This is a genomic window from Fulverythrobacter ferritrahens (genome assembly GCF_020539485.1).
In the GTDB taxonomy this organism is placed as follows: domain Bacteria; phylum Pseudomonadota; class Alphaproteobacteria; order Sphingomonadales; family Sphingomonadaceae; genus Andeanibacterium; species Andeanibacterium ferritrahens.
Genome location: NZ_JACDXU010000003.1, coordinates 53,638 through 77,507, shown reverse-complemented (window position 1 = coordinate 77,507; position 23,870 = coordinate 53,638). Strand labels below are relative to the sequence as shown.

The following is a 23,870-nucleotide window of genomic DNA, read 5'->3' as shown; positions in this document are numbered from 1 at the left end:
TCCAGCTCCCGAACCACGCACCAATCAATCAGGCCGGCTTAGCGCCCACCCTCGCGCGCACTGACGATATCCACCGTCCTGGGCGTGCTGGAGAACAGCTCGGCAAAGGGATCGTCACCGGTTTCCATCGTATGAGGCTCGGTGCCCTCGCGCACCGTGGTGCGGCGCATGTCGCGCTTTTCGTGTTCGTAATCGAACTCGCCGCCCCGATGCATGGTGCACAGATTGTCCCAGATCACCAGATCGCCGACATGCCACTTCACGCTGAAGATATACTGCGGCTGGGCGCAATGCTCGATCAGTTGCCTGATCAGCGAGCGTCCCTCCTCCCGGCTCATCCCTTCGATGTCCATGGTGTGGGCGGCAATGAACAGCGCCTTGCGGCCCGAACCCTTGTGAGTGTGAACCAGCGGATGACGCGCCTTGGGCCGGGCGTCGATTTCTTCCTCGGTGATATCCGCGCCAGCCTGCTTGCGGCTCCACCACAGCGAGTTGACCCCCACCTTGTCGGCCAGGAATTCCTTCATGTCTTCCGGCAGGTCTTCATAGGCGGTGCGGGTATCGGCGAACCACGTTTCGCCACCTTCGCCCGGCACCTGATGCGCCAGCAGAAGCGAGAAGGACGTGCGCTTTTCCATGAAGGCACTGTCGGTGTGCCACAGCCGGTCGCCCTTGCGATACTGGATCGCGGCCTGATCCTGAGTGATCTCGCCTTCCAGATTGAGATTCGAAGCGTCGAACAATTCACGGAAGGGGAGGCGCATCTTCATGCCCTCCCGCGCGGGAACCCGTTCCAGATAGCCGAAATTGCGGCTGAATTCGACATGCTGCTCGTCGGTCAGGCCCGTGTCGCGGTAAACACAGACGCCGTATTTATCCATGGCATCAGTCACTTCCTTCAGCTCTTCAGCGGAAAGGGGACGGGTGATGTCCAGGCCGGAACATTCAGCGCCGAACTTCGGCAGAATCGGTTTCACTTGGAGGCCCATCTGGCCTTCTCCTGTTGCTTGCGCAGCCCTTTCGGGGAAAACGAGGCAGCGCGATTCCCCAAAGCGAGGACAGAGTCAATCAGCCGGCCGGGATCATCCCCTTCCGTCGAGCCTCTGGCGCGACGGGACCCATTTTACGATAGATAGGCCGATAACCAAGGAGAGGAAGACCCATGAGCACTCGTCAACGAATCTCGCCGCGTTCAAAATTCGAGGAATCGGTCGGTTTTACGCGCGCGCTGCGCGATGGAAACCGCATCATCGTGGCCGGCACAATCGATGATCGCGTGCCTCCGGCCGAAAGCGCGGGAGATCAGGCCGACCGCATCTACACGCTGATCGGGGAATATATCGAGGAACTGGGCGGCTCCATGGCGGATGTGGTGCGAGTGCGGATGTTCGTGACCGACATCGCCGATGCCGATGCCGTAAGCGCAGCCTTTTCCAAACACCTCAAGGCCGCCTGCCCGACCGGCACGCTGGTGGCCATCGCTGCGCTCTACCGGCCTGAATATAAGGTGGAGATCGAAGCCGAGGCGGTTGTCCGGCAAGACTGAGCGAGCAGGTGCTGGGGAAATATCCCGGCGCCAAGGCGTTGATATGTTCCGGATTATGCATCCGCACGCGAGTGGAGAATGCAAATGAGCCTGCGCCTTTTCGCCACCCTCTCGGCCTTCGCCCTTGCTGCCTGCAGCGGCTCCGACAACACGGAGAATACCGCCGGGCCCGATCAGGATGCCTCCACGGAAACTCCTGAAACGCTCGCAGCCCCACGGACATCCGCCACGACAGATGCTGCCGTATTGCCGGATGAAATTCCGGCCGGAATGCAGGGACGCTGGGGCCTGGTTCCGGCCGATTGCACATCCACGCGCGGCGATGCCAAGGGACTACTCGTGATCGGCCCGGAGAAGATGAAATTCTATGAGTCGGTCGGAACGCTCAAGACAGCCCGGGAAGCTGACGAAAACCGCTTTGTAGCGGTCTTCGACTATACGGGAGAAGGGATGAGCTGGACGCGCGATGAGGAATTGCTGTTGCGGGAAAATGGCCGCCAGCTCGTCCGCACCGAACATGGGGAGGGTGCCATGCCGGAGCCTTTGCGATATGATCGCTGCCCCTGATCGGAGTACCCCATGAAACGACTTGCCCCCCTTCCCGCCATCGCCGCGGCTTTCGCTCTCTCGGCTTGCGCAACCACCGGCGCGGAGGAACCCGCTTCCCCTCCGGTTGAAGCGGAATGCAAAGCGGAAGCGGGGCAGCCCTATGTAGGGCAAAAGGCAACGGCGGAAGTCGGCGCGGCATTGCTCAAGGCCACCGGAGCGCGCAGCCTGCGCTGGGTTCCTCCGCGCAGCGCGGTAACGATGGATTTCCGGCCTGACCGCCTGACCGTGAGCTATGATGACGACATGGTGATCGAACGGGTTTCGTGCACCTGATCGGCCCGCTATCTCCCCGGCGATGAGCGAGAATATCCACCACCACATCCATGGCAGCGTGGGGCATCTGTCCCTCGCCCGCCCCCGCGCGATCAACGCCCTCACGCTCGACATGGTCGAGGCCATGCAGCGGGTGCTGCTGGAATGGCGCGACGATCCCGCAGTTCAGGCTGTGCTGATCGATCACGCCGAAGGCCGGGGCTTCTGTGCCGGGGGAGACGTGGCAGCGGTGCGTCGGTCTGTGCTGGAAGATGGCGGGGCAGCGGGTCGCGCCTTCTTCCGCGAGGAATATGGCCTCAACCATTTGCTGTTCACCTATCCCAGGCCCGTGGTCGCCTTCATGGACGGGATCACCATGGGCGGCGGAGTGGGCATCGCCATGCCCGCGACATTCCGCGTGGCGACCGAGAACACCCTGTTCGCCATGCCGGAAGGGGCCATCGGCCTGTTCCCCGATGTCGGCGCGGGCTGGTATCTTTCGCGCCTTGCCGGTCGGATCGGGCCATTTCTGGCACTGACCGGCGCGCGGCTGGATGGGGCGGAATGCCTCTGGGCGGGGCTTGCCACCCATTACCTGCCCTCCGATGCGTTGGCACAGGCCAAGGCGCGGATCATAGCCGCGCCGGATGCTGTCGCCACAATCCTTGACGAGCTTTCCGTCCAGCCGCCCGAAGCGCGCCTCACCCGCAATGCGGATAAGATCGACCATTTCTTCGCCTCCGACCGGCTGGAGGACATCCTCGCCGCGCTGGAGGCAGACGATTCGAAATGGGCGGGTAAGGAACTCGCGACCCTGCGTTCCAAGAGCCCGCTGACCATGAAGGTCGCCCTGCGGCAGATCGCTGAGGCCCGGCGTCGTCACGAGCTTGACCCGAGGCCGCTGGCCGGCGGAGTGGAACAGACCGGCCGCGATCCCGGCATTCGCCGGGACGACGCAGCAGCCTTCGCCGAGGAAATGCGCATCGAATATCGCCTCGCCGCACGCATGATCGCCGAGCCCGACTTTGCCGAGGGCGTGCGCGCGGTGCTGGTGGACAAGGACAATGCTCCACGCTGGAATCCCGCGACGCCCGAAGGCATAAGCGAGGTCAAGCTGGATGCGATCTTCGCCCCGCTCCCGCATGGGGATGAGTGGGCGCCGCTGGCCTGAACGGAGAACAAGCCTTGGCCGAATATCAGACTATCCTCGTCGAACAGCAGGGCGCCGTCACGCTGGTGACGCTGAACCGGCCGCAGGCGCTCAACGCACTCAACAGCCAGCTCCTGGCCGATCTGGTCACGGCATTTGCCGCCTATGAAGCCGATCCGGCGCAACGCTGTCTCGTCCTCACCGGCAGCGAAAAGGCCTTCGCCGCCGGGGCTGACATCAAGGAAATGTCCGCCAAGGGCTTTGCCGACATGTATGGGGCCGATCTCTTCGCGGGCTATGACCGCGTGGTCGCCACTCGCAAGCCGTGGATCGCCGCCGTGGCGGGCTATGCGCTGGGCGGTGGCTGTGAACTGGCAATGATGGCCGATTTCATCCTCGCGGCCGACAGCGCGAAGTTCGGCCAGCCGGAAATCACCCTGGGCATCACGCCGGGCATGGGCGGATCGCAGCGCCTCACTCGCGCGATGGGCAAGGCCAAAGCGATGGAAATGTGCCTGACCGGCCGGATGATGGATGCTGCGGAGGCGGAAAGCGCCGGCCTCGTCGCCCGCGTGGTTCCAGCTGACGACTTGCTGGCCGAGGCCATGAAGGCGGCAGCCAAGATCGCCGCCATGCCGCCGCTCGCCGCCATGGCCTGCAAGGAAATGGTCAATGCCGCCTTCGAGACCCCGCTGGGTCAGGGCCTCGCTTTCGAGCGCCGCCTGTTCGCCGGGCTGTTCGGTACGGAAGACCAGAAGGAAGGCATGGCCGCCTTTTCCGAGAAGCGCCCCGCGCAGTTCACCGGCCGGTGAGCGGGCGAACCGCGCGAAGGGGCAGACCTAGCCACAGTTTGCCCCCCGCAAAGAATTTCTGCCCCGCCGCGCTCTTGCCCCCGCTCGCAGCACAAGCCATGTGCCGATGCGATTATGCAGCAACTGACGCATCTTGATCGGCTCGAGGCCGAAAGCATCCATATCCTGCGCGAGGTCGTGGCCGAAGCGCAGAACCCCGTGATGCTCTATTCGATCGGCAAGGACAGCGCAGTGATGCTGCACCTTGCCCGCAAGGCGTTCTATCCGTCGCCCCCGCCCTTCCCGCTGCTCCATGTCGATACGACGTGGAAGTTCCGGGACATGTACGCCCTGCGCGACAAGATGGCCGAACAGTCCGGCATGGATCTGATCGTCTATCAGAACCCGGAAGCGAAAGAGCGCGGGATCAACCCGTTCGACCATGGTCCGCTCCACACCGATATGTGGAAGACGGAAGGGCTGAAGCAGGCGCTCGACAAATACGGCTTCGATGCCGCTTTCGGCGGTGCGCGCCGCGACGAGGAAAAGAGCCGCGCCAAGGAGCGCATCTTCTCCTTCCGCACCGCGTCGCACGGCTGGGACCCGAAGAACCAGCGCCCGGAACTGTGGAACCTCTACAACGCCCGCAAGAACAAGGGCGAGAGCATTCGCGTTTTTCCGATCAGCAACTGGACCGAGCTGGATATCTGGCAGTACATCATGAAGGAGCAGATCGAGATCGTGCCCCTTTACATGGCCGCCCCCCGCCCCACCGTGGAGCGTGACGGACTGCTGCTGATGGTGGATGATCACCGCTTCCCGCTGCTGCCGGGCGAAGAGCCCGTGATGCGCTCCATCCGTTTCCGCACGCTGGGCTGCTACCCGCTGACCGGCGCAGTGGAGAGTTCCGCCAGCACCCTGCCCGAAGTGGTGCAGGAAATGCTGTTGACCACCACCAGCGAACGGCAGGGCCGCGTGATCGACAAGGATGGGGGCGATGCCTCGATGGAAAAGAAGAAGCAGGAGGGATATTTCTGATGACCGATCCCGCCGCTCTCGATCCCATCTACAAGACCGACGCCCTGATCGCCGAGAATATCGACGCCTATCTCGAGCTGCATCAGAACAAGAGCATGCTGCGCTTCATCACCTGCGGGTCGGTGGATGACGGCAAGTCCACGCTGATCGGCCGCCTGCTTTACGATTCCAAGATGATCTTCGAGGATCAGCTGGCCGCGCTTGAAGCGGACAGCAAGCGCGTGGGCACGCAAGGGGGCGATATCGACTTTGCCCTGCTGGTGGACGGCCTCGCCGCAGAACGCGAACAGGGCATCACGATCGACGTCGCCTATCGCTTCTTCGCGACGGAGAAGCGCAAGTTCATCGTGGCGGATACGCCCGGCCACGAACAATATACCCGCAACATGGTGACGGGCGCCTCCACGGCGGACCTCGCCGTGATCCTGATCGATGCGCGCAAGGGCGTGCTGACGCAGACCAAGCGCCATTCCTACCTCGCCCATCTGATCGGCATCCGCCATCTGGTGCTGGCCGTGAACAAGATGGACCTGGTGGGATATGACCGGGCCGTGTTCGACAGCATCGTGGAAGATTATGCCGCGTTTGCGCGGGAAATCGGGATCGAGGAATTCACGCCCATCCCCATCTCCGGCTTCAAGGGCGACAACATCACCGTCGCACCGTCCGACAATACGCCGTGGTATGCAGGCCCCAGCCTGATCCACCATCTGGAAACGGTGGAGATCGCGGACACCGTCGCGCAGGCGCAGAGCTTCCGCATGCCGGTGCAGTGGGTAAATCGCCCCAATCTCGATTTCCGTGGCTTTTCCGGCCTGATCTCCTCGGGCGAGATTTCGCCCGGCAAGGAAGTGCGCATCGTGCCTTCGGGCAAGACCAGCCGGATCAAATCCATCGTCACCCTGAATGGCGATCTGGATGTGGCTGTGGCCGGGCAGTCCATCACCCTTACGCTTGAGGATGAAGTGGATTGCAGCCGTGGCGACGTGATCTCCATTGCCGATAATCCGCCGCAGGTTGCCGACCAGTTCGAAGCCACCGTCGTGTGGATGAGCGATGAGGCGATGATCCCCGGCCGGGGCTATTGGCTGAAACTGGCGACGCAAACCGTGACCGCGACGGTGGCGGAGCCGAAATATGAGATCAACGTCAACACGATGGAACATCTCGCGGCCAAGACGCTGCGGCTCAATTCCATCGGCGTGGCGGAAGTAACCACGGACCGGCCGCTTACGTTCGAGCCCTATTCGGATTCGCGCACGCTGGGCGGCTTCATCCTGATCGACAAGATCACCAATGCTACCGTGGCCGCCGGCATGATCCATTTCAGCCTGCGCCGCGCCCAGAACGTCCACTGGCAAGCGCTGGAGGTCGGTCGGGAACAACATGCCGCACTGAAGGGCCAGAGGCCCGCCGTATTGTGGTTCACCGGCCTTTCGGGCTCGGGCAAATCGACCATCGCCAATCTGGTGGAGAAGAAGCTTCACGCGCTGGGCAAGCACAGCTTCCTGCTGGATGGCGACAATATCCGCCATGGCCTCAACAAGGACCTTGGCTTCACCGAGGCGGATCGGATCGAGAATATCCGCCGCGTGGGCGAAGTGGCCAAGCTGATGGCCGATGCCGGGTTGATCGTGCTGACCGCCTTCATCAGCCCCTTCCGGGCCGAACGCGAGATGGTGCGCTCCATGCTGCCGGAAGGCGAGTTCGTGGAAATCTTCGTCGATACGCCCCTGAGCGTGGCGGAACAGCGCGACGTGAAGGGCCTTTACAGGAAGGCGCGGAGCGGCGAACTCAAGAACTTCACGGGGATCGACAGCCCCTATGAAGCGCCGGAGAAACCCGAGATTCGCATCGACACCACCACGACCAGCCCCGAAGCCGCCGCGGATCTTATCGCCGAGCGTATTCTGGGCGTGTGGACGCCCGACCTGTGACGGACGCCTGAGGGGGGAACGGGGGCATGTTCCTCTTCCAGGGACGCGAAGCGCATAGCCGCTCGGTGGTGAAGGCCATCAGTTGGCGCGTGCTGGGCAGCATCGACACGTTCCTGCTTTCGTGGCTGTTCACCGGCAGCCCGAAAGCAGCGGGTGCGATTGCCTCGACCGAGGTGATCACCAAGATGATTCTCTATTATTTCCACGAGCGGGCATGGAGCTCGGTGACCTGGGGCTTCAAACAGGTTCCGGAAGATCCGGCCACCAAGATCTGAGAATATCGCAATGACAGACGCCGAACTCGCCGCTCATCTGGCCATCACTGCCGGACGTATCCTGTTGGAAGTCCGGACCAGCGGAATGTTCGAGGGCAAGGCGCTGGGCAAGGCCGGCGATCAGGTGGCGAACCAGTTTCTTGTCCACGCCCTGCGCGCGCAGCGGCCTGAGGACGGGCTCCTCTCCGAGGAAGAGAAAGACAATCCCGAACGTCAGGGCAAATCACGCGTGTGGATCGTCGATCCGGTAGATGGCACCCGCGAGTATGGCGAGGAACGCAGTGACTGGGCCGTTCATGTCGGAATGGCAGTGGATGGCGTGGCCACGCTGGGCGCGGTCGCCCTGCCCGGCCTTGGCGACGGCACAATATTCCGCAGCGACAGCCCCGCTCCGCTGCCGGAGCATCGCGGGCCGCCACGTCTGCTGGTAAGCCGCACCCGCCCGGCCGCAGAGGCGCTGGCCGTGGCCGAGATGCTCGGCGGCGTGCTGGTGCCGATGGGCTCCGCCGGGGCCAAGGCCATGGCGGTGATCCGGGGCGAGGCGGACATCTATCTGCATTCCGGCGGCCAGTATGAATGGGACAGCTGCGCCCCAGTGGCCGTCGCGAAGGCTCACGGCCTGCATTGTTCGCGCATCGATGGCAGCCCCCTGGTCTATAATCAGGCCGATACCTATATGCCCGACCTGCTGATCTGCCGCCCCGAATGGGCGGAGCCTGTGCTGAAATCGGTCGCTCAGGTGGTATCCCCGGACTGAATTTGCGATATGTCAGTGTTCAAGGGCGCAGTGCGAGCGTAGCACTGGGCCAGGGCACCTATCGAGTCCATTGGGAGAGCCACCTTGGCAAAGAACAACACGATCACCTTTTACGACCTTGCTCTTTCCACCGGGGCAACGATCAGCCCCTTCGTGTGGGCGACCAAATATGCGCTGAAGCACAAGGGTTTCGATCTTGATGTGGTGCCCGGCGGTTTCACGGGCATTCCCGAGCGCACCGGCGGCCATTCGGAACGCCTTCCGGCAATCGTGGACGACGGCAAATGGGTGCTCGATAGCTGGGGCATCGTCGAATATCTCGATGCCGAGTATCCCGCACGGCCCATGCTGATCCCGCATGAAAGCGTTGCAGCCGTGACCCGCGCGCTGGATGCCTGGTTCTGGAAGGTCGCGACCGGCCCGTGGATGCGCTGCTTCTGCGCCAATTATCGCAATCTGGCTAACCCCGAAGACCATGAATACATCACCCATTCGCGCGAGATCATGCTGGGCATGAAGCTGGAGGAAATGCAGGCCGGTTATGAAGACCGCCTGCCGAAGATTTCCGCCGAGCTGGAGCCGCTGCGCATCGCCCTGCGGGAAACCAAGTGGCTGGGCGGATCGCAGCCGAATTACGCGGATTACCGAATTCTCGGCTCGATCCTGTTCACGGCATCGGTCTGCCAGACGAGCCCGGTATTCGCCGATGACGATCCGCTGCGCGACTGGATCGAGCGCTGCCTCGATCTTTATGACGGCCTCGGCCGCCATCCCGGCCTCTTCCCGCTATTCGGCCTCAAGCAGCGCGAAGGCGATCCGGAACTGTTCGCTCCCCAGGGCCAGGGCGGCATTCACAAGCGCAATACCGGCCCGGCATCGACCAGCGCCGAAACGCAACGCATCACGCAGGGCTTGGCGGCGGACTAAGCTCCTGCCCGGCTGGCACCATGAACGGCAAGAATCCCCCGGTCGAACCAGACAACGGTGCGACCGGGCAGAATGAACAATGGACCTCGGAGGATTTCTCCTCCGAGGAAGCCGCCAAGCGCTGGCGCAACTATTTCGCGGGGCTGAAAGAATCCCCAGTCGAGATCACCCTGCACAGCCAGGAGCCTTTTGCCGCCCAGCTCGTCAGCAGGGGCGTAGGCCAATTGCGTCTGCTCCACCTGATCGCACCGCCCCAGAAGGTCGTCCATCGGGAGATAGTTCAGGATCTGGCCGCAGCGGATCATCTGATCCACCTGATCTACTCCGTCCGAGGCGCGTTCCGTGCCCGCGCGGAAGGGTATGATTTTCACGTAGAACCGGGCGAATCCGCCCTGATCGACAATTCCCATCGCTTCGAGCTGGACATGTATACCCAGCACGAAGCGGTGGATCTCATCATGCCCTACCCATGGCTTGCCCAGTTCCTGCCCGATCCGCTTTCCTATCTCGGCAGGCCGATGCCGATGGATCGCGGCTGGGCCCCGCCCCTTGCCGCAATGTTGCTCACGATCGCGCGGGAGGGCGATAATTGCCCCCAACCCCGGACTCTAGTGGCAGAACAGCTCGGCCATCTGATCGCTCTGGCCCTGGGCGTGCGGGAAACGGTCGCAATCCGCCCCAGCGCGCGGCTCGCACAGCAGATCATGCGCCGGATCGAAAGCGACTACGCCGATCCCGAATTGTCGCCCGAAGGGGTGGCCGCCGATTTGCGCATATCCAAACGCTACCTGCAGGCATTGCTTACAGGCGCGGGGACGAGCTTCGTCCGCGAACTGACTGCCGTGCGGCTCGACAAGGCGAGTGCTTTGCTCACCGATCCAGCGACCCGGGCGCTCAGCGTGGCGGAAGTCGCCTATCGCTGCGGCTTTCTCGATCCCGGATATTTCGCGCGCCAGTTCCGCAAACGATTCAATGCGACCCCCCGCATGTGGCGCGAGTTGGCCTGACTTCACCCCTGCTGGACGAACACGCATGCGCGTTTATCCTCATTCCCGTGCGCTTGCGTCCTTTCTAATACGAACCCAAATGCACTATCTACGCCGACGAAAGCTGCCCGTAGGGCCTTTCGGGATCGCACGAACGACCGCCCATAAAGACATCGCCCAGCCGCGAAGACTTGCGACGTGACAAGCAAGCCGAGCCTGGTGCAGGGCGGGAGGGAAAACCGTAACTGAACGGGGGGACTCCCCCTCCCCCCGTTCTTTCCACCTGGTTAAGGTCGCTCGTGCGGTCCGTCATCCAGTTGCCCGAATGGCGCATGGATGCGATCCATGCGATAGTCACAAAGTGACCGAACGGGACAGAACCAAGCGCGACAGGCAGGCGGAGGACGACAGGGAGTGGAGTTCGTCCGGCCTCGCCATGCGCGATGCAATCGATCAATGGCGCCACTGGGCCGCCAGCACGATTGCCCCGATCGAGGTTACCGTCTTCGATCCTGACAGTTTCGCCGCTCGCTGGGTCAGCCATGGTATCGGCCAGTTGCGCCTCCTCCAGCTCCACGCCCCCGCCCAGCGCGTGACCCATACGGGCGCAGAAGGCGCAGCCATGCGCGCCACGCCTTCCATCCAGCTCGTTTATTCGCAACAGGGTGCGATGAAGACGCTGATGGGCGGCCGGCGCTTCACACTGGAAACCGGGCAATTCGTGCTGCTCGACAATACGCGCTTCTACCAGATGGAAATGGAGACCGAGCATCGCGCGCTGGATCTGATGATGCCGCAAAGCTGGGTCGAAAAATACCTGCCCGATGTCGGCATCCATCTCGGACGGCCGATCGACACAAGGGAAGGATGGGGCGCCCCGCTCGGCGCATTGCTCGAATGCCTCGCCAGCCGCCTGAAGGCCAGCACTCTGCCGCGCTCCCTGATTGCCGAGCAGATCGGCAATCTGCTGGCTCTGGCAACCGGAGTGCTGGAAGCGAATGACACCAACCCTCCGCGCAACCGCCATCGCGGCCAGCTCGCCCGGCTCATCCTGCGCAGGATCGAGAACGACTATGCCGATCCCGACCTGACGCCCGATCGCGTAGCAACCGATTGCGGTATTTCCAGAAGCTATCTTCAGACGTTGCTGGCCGCGAGCGGCACCAGCTTCGTGCAGGAACTCAACGCCACGAGGTTAGAACGGGCGGGCGACATGCTTTCCGACCCACGCGCTCGCAGCCTTCCGATCGCCGAGATCGCCTATCGCAACGGCTTTCTGGACCCGGGCTATTTTTCGCGCCTGTTCCGCAAACGCTTCGGCATCACGCCGCGCGAGTGGCGGGCCGGTCACGCACCCCAATCCTGATATCCTCCCCAAAACTAGACAATTGCATTGTGCTTTTGTCTCATTCCTGATGTGCTTGAATCCTACCGTGTGGGGAACCGACGCGGTATGTAAGAATCAATAAGATAGAACCGCAGGCTTTTTGACCGTGCGGATCGGGAAAATTGGAGGATGCTGGAAATGGCCGATGGAGCTAAGGGTTTCCCCTTGCCGAGTTCCCTGAAGGTAGTGCCGGGCACCGAAGCCGCCCAGGCCGCCTATCCCTATTACACCCAGTTCACGCCGGAAGATGACGAGCGGTTCTGGTTCTACAATTCGATGCACTTCCCCGAGCCGATGCATCATTTCGACATGATCACGGCAGAGGCGGCCTATGTCGCGCTGGGCGCCTTCAACACCCGCGTCCATGTGCTGCCCACCGCCAAGGGGATCGACCACCGGGTCATCAACGGCCGCGTCTATATCGGCGGCGTCGCGGTAACCGATCCGGCCGAGATCGAGGAACGCGTGGGCGAATTCCAGCAGCGCGCCTTCTATTATTACGAACACTGGGAGACTTTGTACGACCAGTGGAAGGAGAAGATGAAGGCGCTGATCGCAGATGCGCAGGCGCTGCCCAAGCCTTCCCTGCCCGATTACGAGCCGCTGGAGACGACCCACACCGGCAAGGGCGTGGCCGCCAATCATGCGCTGCTCGACATCTACCAGAAGCAGATCGAAGGGTACCACCGCATGTGGCACCACCACTTCGAGTTCCTGCTGCTCGGCTATGGCGCCTACATGACCTTCTTCGACTTCTGCAAGAAGGCCTTCCCCGAGATTTCCGACCAGACCATCAGCCGCATGGTTGCCGGCATGGAGGCGGAAATCTTCCGCCCCGACGAGGAAGTGAAGCGCCTCGCCCGCCGCGCGGTGGAACTGGGCGTGGACGACAAGTTCCATGACGGCATGTATATCGACGACGTGCTGGAAGCGCTCGACCAGTTGGGCGAGGCTGGCCGCGCCTGGCTCGACGAGCTGGAAGCAAGCCGCAACCCCTGGTTCAACGTCAGCTCCGGTGACGGCTTCTATCACTATCACCGCAGCTGGAACGACGACCTCTCGCTGCCCTTCGCCGCCCTGCCGGGCTATATCGAGAAGGTGAAGGCGGGCACGAATATCGAGCGGCCCACCGGGCAGCTCATATCGGAACGCGAACAGCTGGTGGCGGACTATCGCGACCTGCTCGACACCGATGAGGACAAGGCAACCTACGATCAGCTGATCCACCTCGCCCACCGCGTGTTCCCCTATGTTGAGGGGCACAAGTTCTATTGCGAGCACTGGTACACCAACCTGTTCTTCAACAAGATCCGCGAATTCGGCGCCCTGCTGCGCGATCACGGCTTCTTCGAGAAGGAGGAGGACGTGTTCCATCTCACCCAATACGAACTGGAAAGCGCGATCATTGATCTGATGCTCTCCTGGGGCATCGGCTCCGAGCCGCGCGGCCCCAAATATTGGCCCGCCATCGTCAAGCAGCGCGCCGCCGCAATCCAGGAATGGGCCAAGCATCCCACTCCGCCGGCGCTGGGCAATGTTCCGGACTCGATCGACGATCCGGCCATCGTCATGCTGTGGGGCATCACCCGCGACAATCTCGACACCTGGCTCAACGCCGATGCCGAGGCGGATTCGAAGGAACTCAAGGGCTTCGCCGCCTGTCATGGGGTTGTCGAAGGCCCTGCCCGCGTGGTGAAGTCCGTCGAGGAAATCGGCCGTCTGCAGCAAGGCGACATCCTCGTCTGCCAGGTGACCAATCCCACCTGGGCGCCGATCTTCCAGAAGATCAGCGCCGCCGTTTCCGACATTGGCGGATCGATGAGCCACATGGCCATCGTTGCCCGTGAGTACGGCTTGCCCGCCGTGGTCGGCACCGGCACCGCAACCCAGAAGATCAAGGACGGCCAGCGCATCCGGGTGGATGGCGGCCGCGGCACCGTGACCATCCTCGACGAGGAAACGGTGCTTGAGGACGCATGACGCAATGAGCAGTGAAGTGAAATCGGTCGCCTGGTTCAGCGAAGTCGGCATCCATGATCGCCCCACCGTGGGCGGCAAAGGCGGCAGTCTGGGCGAATTGACCAGCGCGGGCATTGCCGTGCCGCCCGGCTTCGTCGTCACCACTGATGCCTTCGAGCTGTTCCTCAAGGCACTCGAAGCGCGTGACAGTGTGCGCGACAAGGTCGAACGACTGGAGCCGGCCAATCTGGAAGCGGTGACTGCCCTGTCGCAGGAGCTGCGCCGCAGGGTGGTGGAAGAACCCCTGCCCGCCGAAGTGGAACAGGCGATCCTTGCCGCCCATGCCGAATTGTGCGGCGGCGGGTCGGTGCCAGTGGCCGTCCGTTCTTCCGCGACGACGGAAGATGCCGAGGACGCGAGCTTCGCCGGGCTTCAGGACACGTTCCTGTGGGTGCTGACCCCCGAGGAAACTGTCCACCGCGTGCGGGAATGCTGGGGTAGCCTCTACTCGGTGGAGAGCATGACCTATCGCCTCAAGCACAAACTGCCCGAAGAAGGCGTGGCGATGGCTGTGGTGGTCCAGCAGATGGTGGATGCCCGCACGGCAGGCGTGATGTTCACTCGTTCGCCTACCAGCGGCGACAAGTCGGTCATCACCATCGAAGGCGCCTGGGGCCTGGGCAGCGCGGTCGTTTCCGGTGAAGTCACGCCCGATCGCTGGGTGATGGGCAAGATCACCGGGGAGATCAGCGTGCGCGACATTTCGCACAAGCACGCCAAACAGGTGCCTGCGCCGGAGGGCGGCATCGTGGAAGTCGAGCTGGACAAGGTGGACGCGGAAGCCCCCAGCCTTTCCGACGACGAATTGCAGGCCCTGCGCGAAGTCGGTCGCCGGATCGAGCGCCATTACGGCCGCCCGCAGGACATCGAATGGGCCGTCGACAAGCAGGGCAACATACTGCTGCTGCAGAGCCGCCCTGAAACCGTCTGGTCAGCAAAGGAAGTGGCTCCCGTGGCCGAAAAGAAAGATAATCCGCTGAACCACGTGATGAATATCTTCGGAGGCCGCCGATGATCCTCAAAGCGAAGGACATCGCAGAAATCACCCGGCTGCTGGACGAATCCCAGTTCTCGGAACTCAAGCTGGAGATCGGGGACTTCAAGCTGCGTGTCAGCCGAGGTGGGTCCGGCCGCCACTTCCACGATGACGAGATGATCGGCACCCCCGCACCGGCCGCATCCACCAGTCCGGCCCCAGCACCCGCAGCCACGCCGCTGCCTGCGGCATCAGGACCGGCGGCAGGCGAGGTTGACGTGCCCGCGCCATTGCTCGGCAATTTCTATTCCGCCCCTCGTCCCGGTGATCCGCCTTTCGTGAAGGTGGGCGATCTGGTGAATGAGGACAGCGTGATCGGCATTATCGAGGTGATGAAGCTGATGAACTCCGTCCGCGCAGGCGTGGCGGGCACCGTGATCGCCATCCTCGCCCAGAACGGCACTTCCGTGGAAGAAGGCCAGCCTCTCCTCCGCGTAAAGACAGGAGGCTAAAGCGATGGCCAGGGTCCAGCTCGTCGAGACATCCCTGCGGGACGGCAATCAATGCCTGTGGGGTGCGTTGGGCGTCGATACGGCTCGCACGCTCACCATCGCACCGGTGATGGAGCGCTGCGGCTTCAAGGCGATTGATTTCACCACCTCCACCCATATGGGCGTGGCCGTTCGCTACAAGCAGGAAGATCCGTGGGAACGGATACGCGCCATGGCAGAGGCCTGCCCCACTACGCCGCTGCAATTCCTCTCCACCGGCTTCCGCTTCATCGCCTGGGAAACGGCCAGCCCGGAATTCATGGAACTGGCCTTCCGCACGCTGGCGCGCAACGGCATCCGTCGTTTTGCCTTGGCCGATCCGATGAACGATGCGCCCTCCAATGTGGAGGTTGCCCGACTGGTGAAGCGCGCAGGCGGCGAACAGGTGGTAGGCGCGCTTGTCTATACGATCAGCCCGATCCACGATGACGCCCATTATGCGGAAGCCGCGCGGATCATGGCCGCCAGCCCCGACATTGACGCGCTCTATATCAAGGACCCGGGCGGGCTGCTCACCAGCAAGCGCGCCCAGACCCTGATCCCCGCGATCATGGCCGAGATTGGCGACAAGCCGCTGGAGCTTCACGCCCATTGCACCATCGGCCTTGCCGAGCAGGCCTATCTCGAAGGCGTCGAATTAGGGGCAACGGCCCTGCAATGCGCCAGCGGCGGTGCGGCGGATGGCACTTCCAATCCGCCGATCCAGCGCATGATCGCCAATCTGCGCGCCATGGGGCACACGGTGGACATTGATGACGATGCCGTGGCCGAAGTCTGCGATTACTTCACTGCCCTGGCAGATGCGGAGGGGCTGCCCACCGGCCACCCGATGCCGTTCGATGCGGCCTATTTCCATCACAATCTGCCGGGCGGCATGGTCGGCACGATGCGCCGCCATCTGTCGGACCAACGCGTCCCCCATCTTGAAGGCGCCGTGATCGAGGAACTGGGCCGGGTCCGGCGCGAGCTGGGCTGGCCTATCGTGATGACGCCCTTCGCCCAGATGCTGCAAACACAGGCAGTGATGAATGTCACCGGTAAGGAACGTTACGCCGTAATCCCGGACGAGATCATCCGCTTCGCCATCGGCAAGTTCGGCCGCCCGATGCAGCCGGTCGATCCCAATCTGATGGACCGGATCATGTCCGATCCGCGCACCAAGGAACTGGCGGCGGAACCGGGCATGGCCGAACTTTCGGACCTGCGGAAGCGCATTGGCACCAACCTGTCGGATGAAGAATTCCTCCTGCGCGCCACCATGCCTGCCAATCTGGTGGACGCGATGCAGGCCGCCGGACCCGCCGAACGCATTTACAACCCGCAGACCCGCGCCGTGATGGATCTCATCCGGGGCGTCCTTGCCCGCCGCGACCTCACCCAGATCACCGTCGAGAAGGAAGGCTTCCGCCTCGACGTCGAAGCCTGATAACGGAAAACCCCCATGCCCCATTCCCAATTCGCAGAACCCATCGGCACGGCGCGCGGCGTGATGTTCGATCTGGACGGCACGCTCATTCTCTCCAACCGCGAACTTGGCCAGTACAAGGTGCTGCCCGGCGCAGTGGAAACGCTGGAAGCCTTGAGGCACCGCGGCATTCCCTATCTCGCTCTCACCAATGGCAGCGCCTATCCGGCAAGCCGCCAGGCCCCGCGCCTCCGCGAAATCGGCCTGCCGATCCCCGACGAAAACCTGTTCACGCCCAACAGCGTGGCCGGCGGCGTGTTCAGGAATCGCGGCGTGGAACGCGTGCTGGTACTCGGCACCGAAGGCGTGGCCGAAGCGCTGCGCGGAGAGGGAATGAACACAATTATGGCCGGCGATGAAGGTGCCGCCAGTGCCGATGCGGTCTATGTCGCATGGCATCCCAATTGCACGATGGACGATATCCACGCCGCTTGCGAAGCGGTGCTGCGCGGCGCCGCCTTCTTCACGGCATCGGACGTGCCCTTCTTCGCCACTCAGAGCGGACGGTCCTTCGGCTATAGCTGCGCGATCGGCGGTGCCGTGGCCCGTGTGACCGGTGTGGAACCGGAAGTTACCGGCAAACCGTCGCTCCATGCGATGGAGTTTGTTGCCGCCCAGCTTGGCCTTGCCATGCATGAGGTGGCAGTGATCGGCGACGATCCCAAAGTGGAGACGGAAATGGCCCGTCTTGGCGGCGCGATCGGCATCGGGGTAACCACCGGCACCACATCGCTGGATGAATGGGCCGCGCAGCCCGCCGAACGCGCACCGCACCGCGTGATCGATCACATCGACGCGATTCTCGACATGGGCTTGCTCGTATAGGCAGCGATCGCCCATCGATGGCGCAATCCCTCCACGAAAGCTCTGCCTGACGAGCATCTTTTACCTTTAGCGTACCAGCCCGCAGCCTCATAAATACGTTGCCGCCGTCATATTGAACGTCAGTCGGACCAAGACCAGGAAGTTCCTGGCAGTTTGTCATTGCGCGTGGCGACGCAACGGACGCGTTTCGCTTTGGAAAAGCAGCACTCAAGCAGGTGCCGCTCGCGATAAAGCTCCCTGCTGAAATGCGCTTTAGACCCGCCGGCTGGCCTCAGGCAGGATAATTGCGAACGCCGTTTCTCGCGAAGAGATACGCCGATGCGGCCGGCATCCTGGGCCCTGTCCGCCAGCACGATGGTTCCGGCGCCAGTCTGACCAGGCAGATCGCCGGCGGCTTGGCCATCGTGGTTTATTCGGCTGTCAGACCAGACGCCGTTCTGCATTCGCGGGTTGTCCATTCGAGTGCCCCCGCGAGGCTTGTTGGGCCGCAGCGGCTGGATCATACGCCACTTGAAGTCTGTCAGGCCATATCGCCTCCTGATGACGCTGAATCAGCGCCACCCACAGAGGAAAACCTTCCGTTCAGAAGCCACGGGCATTCGGGTTGGCGAGTTGGATGTCTACCGAATATGGATCAGCGGCTTCCACCGGCTCCGGAAGTGCGATCATCTCCTGCCGGTCTCACCGGCCGACCACAGCACCCCGCTGATCGAGAATATCAAGGCCAAATGGTCGCTCCTTGGCCGTCATTCCCTTCAAGGTCGGATCGTCCTGCTTCTCCATATACGCAGGTTGGCATGGCCGAGTTCAGGCGTCAGCATTTTATAGGCTCACGACCTGGCAATGGTAACGGTCGACCAGGCCGCGATCGGCAGCTTCTGCCGTTCCGTCAGTTGATAGCTGCCCGGGACGAGCTTTCCGCCATCTGGGACTATCCAGCTCAGAGTGAAGAATTGCCCGCAGCCCACCTCACCGTCAACTCGATTCCCTGACCTACGGGCAACAGGGTCGTCTGCAGGTCCGGCTTCTCCCGGATAACCCGACGCAAGGCGCGGGCGCTGTCGCGCGCGCCCTCGGGAAGGATCATATTGTCAGTGGCCATGATCGCCTCATCCGACAGCCTGGGATAGACCGCCTCGAAACACGGCACATAGAGATTCTTCCAGATGTCGAGGAAGACGAAATCGAAGGGCCCGGGATCGGCCGAGACCACTTCCAGCGCGTCACCGCAGCGAAACTCGACAAACTGCTCCAGCCCCGCTCGCGTCAGCATGGCACTGGCATAGGCTTGCTTGGCCGGGTCGAGATCCACCGTAATGAGCCGGGCACCGCATTCGCGTGCCGCATCGGCCAGGAACAGCGTGGAATATCCATAGCTCGTGCCCAGTTCCAGGATTGTCTCAGGCGCACGCGCGATCACCAGAGAATGCAGAAATCCTGCCGCTTCGGCTCCTACCGGCAGCAGGAACTCATTGCGCCGTGCACCCATCTCCTCCGCAGGGATCGTGGCCGTTGTGGCGGCTTCCCGAACCTGCCGATCTGCATATTCCGCGAACACCGCCGCGACCTTGGGATCCTTGAAATGCATCGCTCGCCTCTCCCGCTGCATTCTTTGGGTATGGACCTGTGGCCACCTCAAATCGAGACAGCAAAAGGCCCGGGGGTTTCCCCCCGGGCCCTTCGATTGTCGGACCTTGCGGACCGGATCAGGCTTAGTTGCCCGAACCCGGACCGTAGGTGATTTCGACGCGGCGGTTCTGCAGTTCGCGCACACCGTCAGCGGTCGGAACCCGGGGGTTCGCTTCGCCGAAGGCCTGGCTGCTGATCGCCGTGGACGGGATACCCTTGCCAACCAGATAGCTCTGGACCGAGCTGTTCCGGCGAGCGGAGAGACCGACGTTGTACTGGGTGCCGCCCGAACGGTCGGCATAACCTGCCAACATGATCGGAACAGTACCGCAGTTGCCGTAGGCAGCTACCGCGCTGTCGAGGGTCGTCGCAGCCTCAGGCGTGATGTCCGACTTATCCCAGTCGAAGAACACGATGTACGGGCCCTTGTTGCACACCGGCGCAGGCGGCGGAGGCGGGGGGGGCGGCGGAGGCGGCGGCGGGGGAGGCGGCGGCGGGGGCGGCGGCGGGGGAGGCGGCGGAGGCGTTGCAGCCTTGCCAAACTCATGCCGCAGCGTGATCGCACCCGAGTGCACGTCGTGGCCATCGGCCATCCAGCCTTCGTAGCCCAGCTTCAACCAGGTCTGGTCAGTGACCGACGCGGTGAGCGAGGCGCCGACTGCGATCGCATCCTCAGCCCGGTAGGGGCTGATGACTTCGAACGCAGAGCCCGGCTGCAGCTGATAGAAGGCAGTGAACGACGCGGGTTCATCATTGAACTCGTGACGCCATCCGGCCTTCACTTCAGGCACCAGACCACCCAGGTTGCCCGACAGCTTCAGACCCAGTTCGGAGGTCAGGAAGTCGTCAGTTGCGTCGTTGACCGTCAGACGGCCAGCGAAGCTGCCACCTTCTTCAAAGCCCTGCAGCTTGGTCGAGACATAGTCGAGACCGGCATAGGGAGTGATGGTCGCACCGCCCAGGTCGAAGCGGTAGCCCAGTTCACCACCGACTGCCCAGATGTTGGCATCAGGCGAGGCCGTAACGACACCCGTGATGTTGCCCACCGTGGCGGTCCGCAAGGACTTGCCGCTCAGATCCGAGTAGCTGACTGCTGCCTTGGCATAGAACTGGCCCGGGTCATAAGCACCGTAGACGCCGACCTGGAAGCCGTCGGCATCCATCGAGCCGCCGTACCAGTCGAAGTCACCCTGGTTCTTGATGTAACCGCCACCGATACCGAGCACGAAGTTCTCGGTAACCGGGAAGTCGACACCCAGAGCTGCCAGCCACTGATCGCTCTCATAACCGGTCGCATCGGCAGTGGTATCGCTGTCGATGTTTTCCTGGCCATAGTTGACGGTCGCCCAGATGCCGGCGCTTTCACGGCGGCAGGTCAGGCTGCTGTCATCGAGCTTCAGCGCAGCGCATTCGCCCATGTCGGACAGAACACCGTTGAAGCGGTTACCCATCCAACCCAGCGACTGCAGGTAGGTGGCATATTGCGCACCATGCAGGTTGCTGAGCGAGGAACGGTAAGCTGCCGTATCCTGCGTGAAGATATCTGCCAGCATGTCCGCGAACGGACCCGTCAGCGTCGGCGAGTAGACATCTTCAAGACCGCCACCAGCTGCGAGCTGGTTCGGCGTGAGGCCGAAACGAGCATCGTCGAAGGCAACGCGCTTGAGACCCAGGTCGATGTTGTCACCGGCAACGCCGTCGTCCCACACCCCGTCGGCACCATTGTAGATGACGTTGAGGTCAAGGAAGATCGAGCCGCTGCTGCTGCTTGCGAAGGTGCCGTTACCCACGCCAGCCGAGATCACGTTGTTGTAGTAATACTCGTCAGCATAGAGGCCGTTCGAGCTCGACGGACGAATGACCAGCTTGGCGCCGGTAATGTCGGCCGTGTTCGCCACGATCGTCTGGTGAACCAGCGTCGGCGCGGCAGCAGTGCTGCCCGTCGGGCTGCTCGGCAGTTCCAGAGCCAGAGTACCACCCGCAGCAATCGTGAAGTCATCCACGTTCACCGAAGCAGGGCCGTTATAAAGGGCAGCGCCCTGTTCCGGGTTGTCGCGCAGGTAGAGCACGCCGTCACCGGTCACCAGGAGGTTACCCTCCAGGGCGAGGTCGGGATTGACGACACCGTCAAAGGACGTTTCGCCATTGTCGACCGTGATCGTGTCATCAGCCGAAATCTCGATGTTGCCCCAGATATCGCCACCACCCAGGAGGTTGATCGCCACGGCATGCGGTGCAAACTGGGTGTTGATCGCGTTGCCGCGAACAAACACATTACCACCGTCGTAGCTCTCCTTCGCGATGATCGTGCCGGAGTTGTTGATCGTGAGGTTTTCTTCAACCGGAACGATCATGTTGCCATCGTTACCGACATAGATGCCGGTAGCGTAGGCGGACCCACCATTCTCAACAACTGCCAATACGTCGATCGTGCCGCTGTTGGAGATGGTCAGATCATAGTCGTCCGCATGCACCTCGATACCGACAGCGCCAGCGGAGGAGTAGTTAGCCGTACCGGTACCACCAACAGCCGATGCGTTCACCGTAAGGGTGTCGGAATTGGCGATGTTGCCGACCAGCGTGCCAGTCGAAGCATAGATACCCCACGCAAATGCATAGGCCGAGTCATCAGCCGCAGCAGTAGCCGTAACGGTCATCGCACCGTCATTGGTCACGTCGAGGGCATTAATACCTTCAACCGCATAGTAGCCGGTTGCCGTTGCGTAGGCATAGGAGTCAGTGCCCACTGCTTCAGCATCAGCGGAAACAGCGAAGGTTCCGGTGTTGGTGAAGGTGAGGTTGCCACCCAGGCCAGCACCGCTCTGGCGGATGCCCGTAGCCTCTGCGTAAGCGTAGGAGTCAGCAGCACCATCCATCAGAGCCTTGGCGCTGACGGTGAAGTCCCCGCTGTTGGAAGCGAAGACTTCCGCGGGAAGAGCGCCCGTGCCCGTGCTGACACCAACCTGGTCAATACCAGTTGCATAGGCAATAGCAGAGCCGCCCGTAAGGCCGGAGCTGGCTGCCGATGCGTTGGCTACGGCCGAGAAGGTGCCGCCATTGACGAAGGTAACCTCTGCATCGGTACCGACAGCCGTCTGGGACACGCCCAGAACGTCAGCACTTGCATAGGCATAGTCCGCAGCCGAAGCCTCGGCGTTAGCGCTGAAGCTCAGCGTGCCGGTGTTCTGGACATCAGCGACCGAACCCAGGGCGAGCTGATAGATGCCAGCACCGACGTCCGCGTCAGCACGAGCCGTAGCTTCACCGGTTGCGACAGCATTGGCGCCGACCGAGATCGTGCCATCGACGTTGTCAACCAGAGCGGAAGCTTCACCAGTGGTCGAGATGGCGAACTGGGCAACGCCAGCAATCACCTGAGCACCGGCCTGAGCCCAGACGCCATCAGCACCTGCGTCCGCGAGCACATTGAGCTCGGCATCGGCAGCGTTCTGAGTGAGCGTCACGTTCGCTTCGGTACCAGCCAGAGCAGCCTGAACCACACCGGCGCCAACAATGGCAGCGGAGATCGCGGTGCCGGTACCGGCAACGGCATCAGCCACGGCGCCGAGCGAGATCACGCCATCATTGGCAAGCACAGCCGAACCGGTTTCAGCAGCGTAAACGCCCTGAACGATGCCAACGCCGGCGAGAGCGACGGCAGTGGCGTCTTCACCACCATTGGCGGTCATGTTGGCGCCAATGTTCACCGTGCCTTCTGCAGCGTTGGTGAAGGTTACGTCTGCATCGCTTTCCGTACCGACGCCGATCTGCACCACACCGGCCACGAAGCCGCCATAGGCATGGGCATCGTCTTCTTCAGCAACCGCGTTGCCAGTGGCACCGATGGTGAACTGACCCGAGTTGGTGAGAGCGACCGAAGCGAGAGTATCGGCAATACCGACCTGAACCACGCCGACGCCGAAGCCGGCGAGAGCGGTGGCTTCGTTGACTGCTTCTGCATTGGCATTGGCGCCGATGCTGAAGCTGTCGGTGTTGGTCAGATCAACCAGAGCGCTCGTGCTGGCGAAGGCAACCTGGCCCACACCGACGAGGAAGCCCGCAGCGGCAACGGCGTTGTTCGAACCACCGCCGAGAGCGCCGGAGGTTGCATCGGCTTCAGCGCCGAGGGTGAACGAACCGTCATTCGCGAGAGCAGCGCTGGCATTGCCTTCGTCAGCATAAGCGACCTGGCCGTAGCCGAGACCGAAGACCGAGAGAGCCGTCGCGTCTTCGCCGCCATTGGCCTTGGCGCTTGCGCCGAAGGTCACTTCGCCGGCCGTGCCGTTGCTGAAGTCCACACCGGCATCGCCAGTGGTGGCAGCAGCGATCTGCAGACCGCCAACGAGGAAGCCCGAGAAGGCATGCGCATCGTCGTTCACTGCAGTAGCATCAGCAGCCGCAGTGAAGGAAATGATGCCGTTATTGTCTACGGTTGCATTGGCCTGGGTATCAGCAAAGGCCAGCTGGCCGAGACCGATGCCGTAGCCTGCAAGGGCAGTGGCTTCGTTATCGGCAACCGCAGTCGCCTTGGCAGCGCCAACGATCGAAGCCGGAGCAGTTGCATCGGCAGTAGCGACGTTGGTCAGCGAAGCGACAGCTTCCGTGCTGCCCCAAGCGATCTGAGCGACGCCAGCGAGGAAGCCAGCGCCAGCAACGGCGTTGTTGGAGCCCGCACCTTCGACGCCCGAATCGGCGTAAGCCGAGGCAGTGATGTCCACCGAGCCGGAGTTGTCGATGTTGGCGTAGCCAT

Annotated in this window: 19 protein-coding genes and 3 pseudogenes; 17 read left to right on the top strand and 5 right to left on the bottom strand. The window is 62.5% G+C overall.

Going from position 1 to position 23,870, the window contains the following annotated elements; translation table 11 throughout:
• Positions 1-38 precede the first annotated feature (38 nt).
• Complete coding sequence (locus H0274_RS12395) at positions 39-989, bottom strand: TauD/TfdA dioxygenase family protein (RefSeq protein ID WP_226795778.1); 951 nt, start codon at positions 987-989, stop codon at positions 39-41.
• Positions 990-1,162: 173 nt separating this feature from the next.
• Between H0274_RS12395 and H0274_RS12390 the strand changes: the two genes are divergently transcribed.
• The 17 genes from H0274_RS12390 to H0274_RS12310 all read left to right on the top strand — a co-directional run bounded on the left by H0274_RS12390 (position 1,163) and on the right by H0274_RS12310 (position 17,491).
• Positions 1,163-1,546 (top strand): Rid family hydrolase, encoded by a 384-nt coding sequence (locus H0274_RS12390; RefSeq protein ID WP_226795777.1) that lies wholly within the window; start codon positions 1,163-1,165, stop codon positions 1,544-1,546.
• Positions 1,547-1,630: 84 nt separating this feature from the next.
• Positions 1,631-2,113 carry a hypothetical protein gene (locus H0274_RS12385; RefSeq protein WP_226795776.1) on the top strand — a complete coding sequence of 161 codons (483 nt, stop codon included), beginning with the start codon at positions 1,631-1,633 and terminating at the stop codon, positions 2,111-2,113.
• A gap of 12 nt (positions 2,114-2,125) precedes the next feature.
• Positions 2,126-2,428, top strand: coding sequence for an I78 family peptidase inhibitor (locus H0274_RS12380; protein WP_226795775.1), 303 nt, complete (start codon positions 2,126-2,128; stop codon positions 2,426-2,428).
• Positions 2,429-2,450: 22 nt separating this feature from the next.
• Positions 2,451-3,578: an enoyl-CoA hydratase/isomerase family protein gene (locus H0274_RS12375; RefSeq protein ID WP_226795774.1), complete on the top strand. Its 1,128-nt coding sequence runs from the start codon at positions 2,451-2,453 to the stop codon at positions 3,576-3,578.
• A 14-nt stretch (positions 3,579-3,592) separates the two neighbouring features.
• Positions 3,593-4,369, top strand: coding sequence for an enoyl-CoA hydratase-related protein (locus tag H0274_RS12370; protein WP_226795773.1), 777 nt, complete (start codon positions 3,593-3,595; stop codon positions 4,367-4,369).
• Positions 4,370-4,423: 54 nt separating this feature from the next.
• The gene (cysD, locus tag H0274_RS12365; protein ID WP_226796154.1) at positions 4,424-5,386 is read left to right on the top strand and encodes a sulfate adenylyltransferase subunit CysD; all 963 of its coding nucleotides are present in this window, start codon (positions 4,424-4,426) and stop codon (positions 5,384-5,386) included.
• Positions 5,386-7,323: a sulfate adenylyltransferase subunit CysN gene (cysN, locus tag H0274_RS12360; RefSeq protein WP_226795772.1), complete on the top strand. Its 1,938-nt coding sequence runs from the start codon at positions 5,386-5,388 to the stop codon at positions 7,321-7,323. Before cysD ends, cysN begins: the two co-directional genes overlap by 1 nt.
• Positions 7,324-7,349: 26 nt before the next feature.
• Positions 7,350-7,598: a DUF2061 domain-containing protein gene (locus H0274_RS12355; protein WP_226795771.1), complete on the top strand. Its 249-nt coding sequence runs from the start codon at positions 7,350-7,352 to the stop codon at positions 7,596-7,598.
• Positions 7,599-7,608: 10 nt separating this feature from the next.
• Positions 7,609-8,355: a 3'(2'),5'-bisphosphate nucleotidase CysQ gene (locus tag H0274_RS12350; RefSeq protein WP_226795770.1), complete on the top strand. Its 747-nt coding sequence runs from the start codon at positions 7,609-7,611 to the stop codon at positions 8,353-8,355.
• Between the two features lie 84 nt (positions 8,356-8,439).
• Positions 8,440-9,282 carry a beta-etherase gene (locus H0274_RS12345; protein ID WP_226795769.1) on the top strand — a complete coding sequence of 281 codons (843 nt, stop codon included), beginning with the start codon at positions 8,440-8,442 and terminating at the stop codon, positions 9,280-9,282.
• A gap of 20 nt (positions 9,283-9,302) precedes the next feature.
• Entirely contained in the window at positions 9,303-10,289 is a 987-nt protein-coding gene (locus H0274_RS12340) for a helix-turn-helix transcriptional regulator (RefSeq protein ID WP_226795768.1), read from the top strand.
• A gap of 340 nt (positions 10,290-10,629) precedes the next feature.
• Positions 10,630-11,634 carry a helix-turn-helix domain-containing protein gene (locus H0274_RS12335; protein ID WP_226795767.1) on the top strand — a complete coding sequence of 335 codons (1,005 nt, stop codon included), beginning with the start codon at positions 10,630-10,632 and terminating at the stop codon, positions 11,632-11,634.
• Between the two features lie 159 nt (positions 11,635-11,793).
• Entirely contained in the window at positions 11,794-13,635 is a 1,842-nt protein-coding gene (locus H0274_RS12330) for a PEP-utilizing enzyme (RefSeq protein WP_226795766.1), read from the top strand.
• A gap of 4 nt (positions 13,636-13,639) precedes the next feature.
• On the top strand, positions 13,640-14,689 hold the full coding sequence (locus tag H0274_RS12325) for a PEP/pyruvate-binding domain-containing protein (RefSeq protein WP_226795765.1): 1,050 nt from the start codon (positions 13,640-13,642) through the stop codon (positions 14,687-14,689).
• Positions 14,686-15,162: an acetyl-CoA carboxylase biotin carboxyl carrier protein gene (locus H0274_RS12320; protein WP_226795764.1), complete on the top strand. Its 477-nt coding sequence runs from the start codon at positions 14,686-14,688 to the stop codon at positions 15,160-15,162. Before H0274_RS12325 ends, H0274_RS12320 begins: the two co-directional genes overlap by 4 nt.
• 4 nt (positions 15,163-15,166) lie before the next feature.
• Complete coding sequence (locus H0274_RS12315) at positions 15,167-16,627, top strand: biotin carboxyl carrier protein (RefSeq protein WP_226795763.1); 1,461 nt, start codon at positions 15,167-15,169, stop codon at positions 16,625-16,627.
• Between the two features lie 15 nt (positions 16,628-16,642).
• On the top strand, positions 16,643-17,491 hold the full coding sequence (locus H0274_RS12310; RefSeq protein ID WP_226795762.1) for an HAD-IIA family hydrolase: 849 nt from the start codon (positions 16,643-16,645) through the stop codon (positions 17,489-17,491).
• Between the two features lie 87 nt (positions 17,492-17,578).
• Here the strand turns inward: H0274_RS12310 and H0274_RS15705 are convergent.
• The 4 genes and pseudogenes from H0274_RS15705 to H0274_RS12295 all read right to left on the bottom strand — a co-directional run.
• Positions 17,579-17,994, bottom strand: a pseudogene (locus tag H0274_RS15705) (transposase family protein).
• 437 nt (positions 17,995-18,431) lie between these two features.
• Complete coding sequence (locus H0274_RS12305) at positions 18,432-19,079, bottom strand: O-methyltransferase (RefSeq protein WP_226795761.1); 648 nt, start codon at positions 19,077-19,079, stop codon at positions 18,432-18,434.
• A gap of 124 nt (positions 19,080-19,203) precedes the next feature.
• A pseudogene (locus H0274_RS12300) lies at positions 19,204-19,692 on the bottom strand (OmpA family protein); the annotation flags it as partial.
• Positions 19,693-19,779: 87 nt separating this feature from the next.
• A pseudogene (locus tag H0274_RS12295) lies at positions 19,780-20,538 on the bottom strand (autotransporter outer membrane beta-barrel domain-containing protein); the annotation flags it as partial.
• Positions 20,539-23,870: the final 3,332 nt, after the last annotated feature.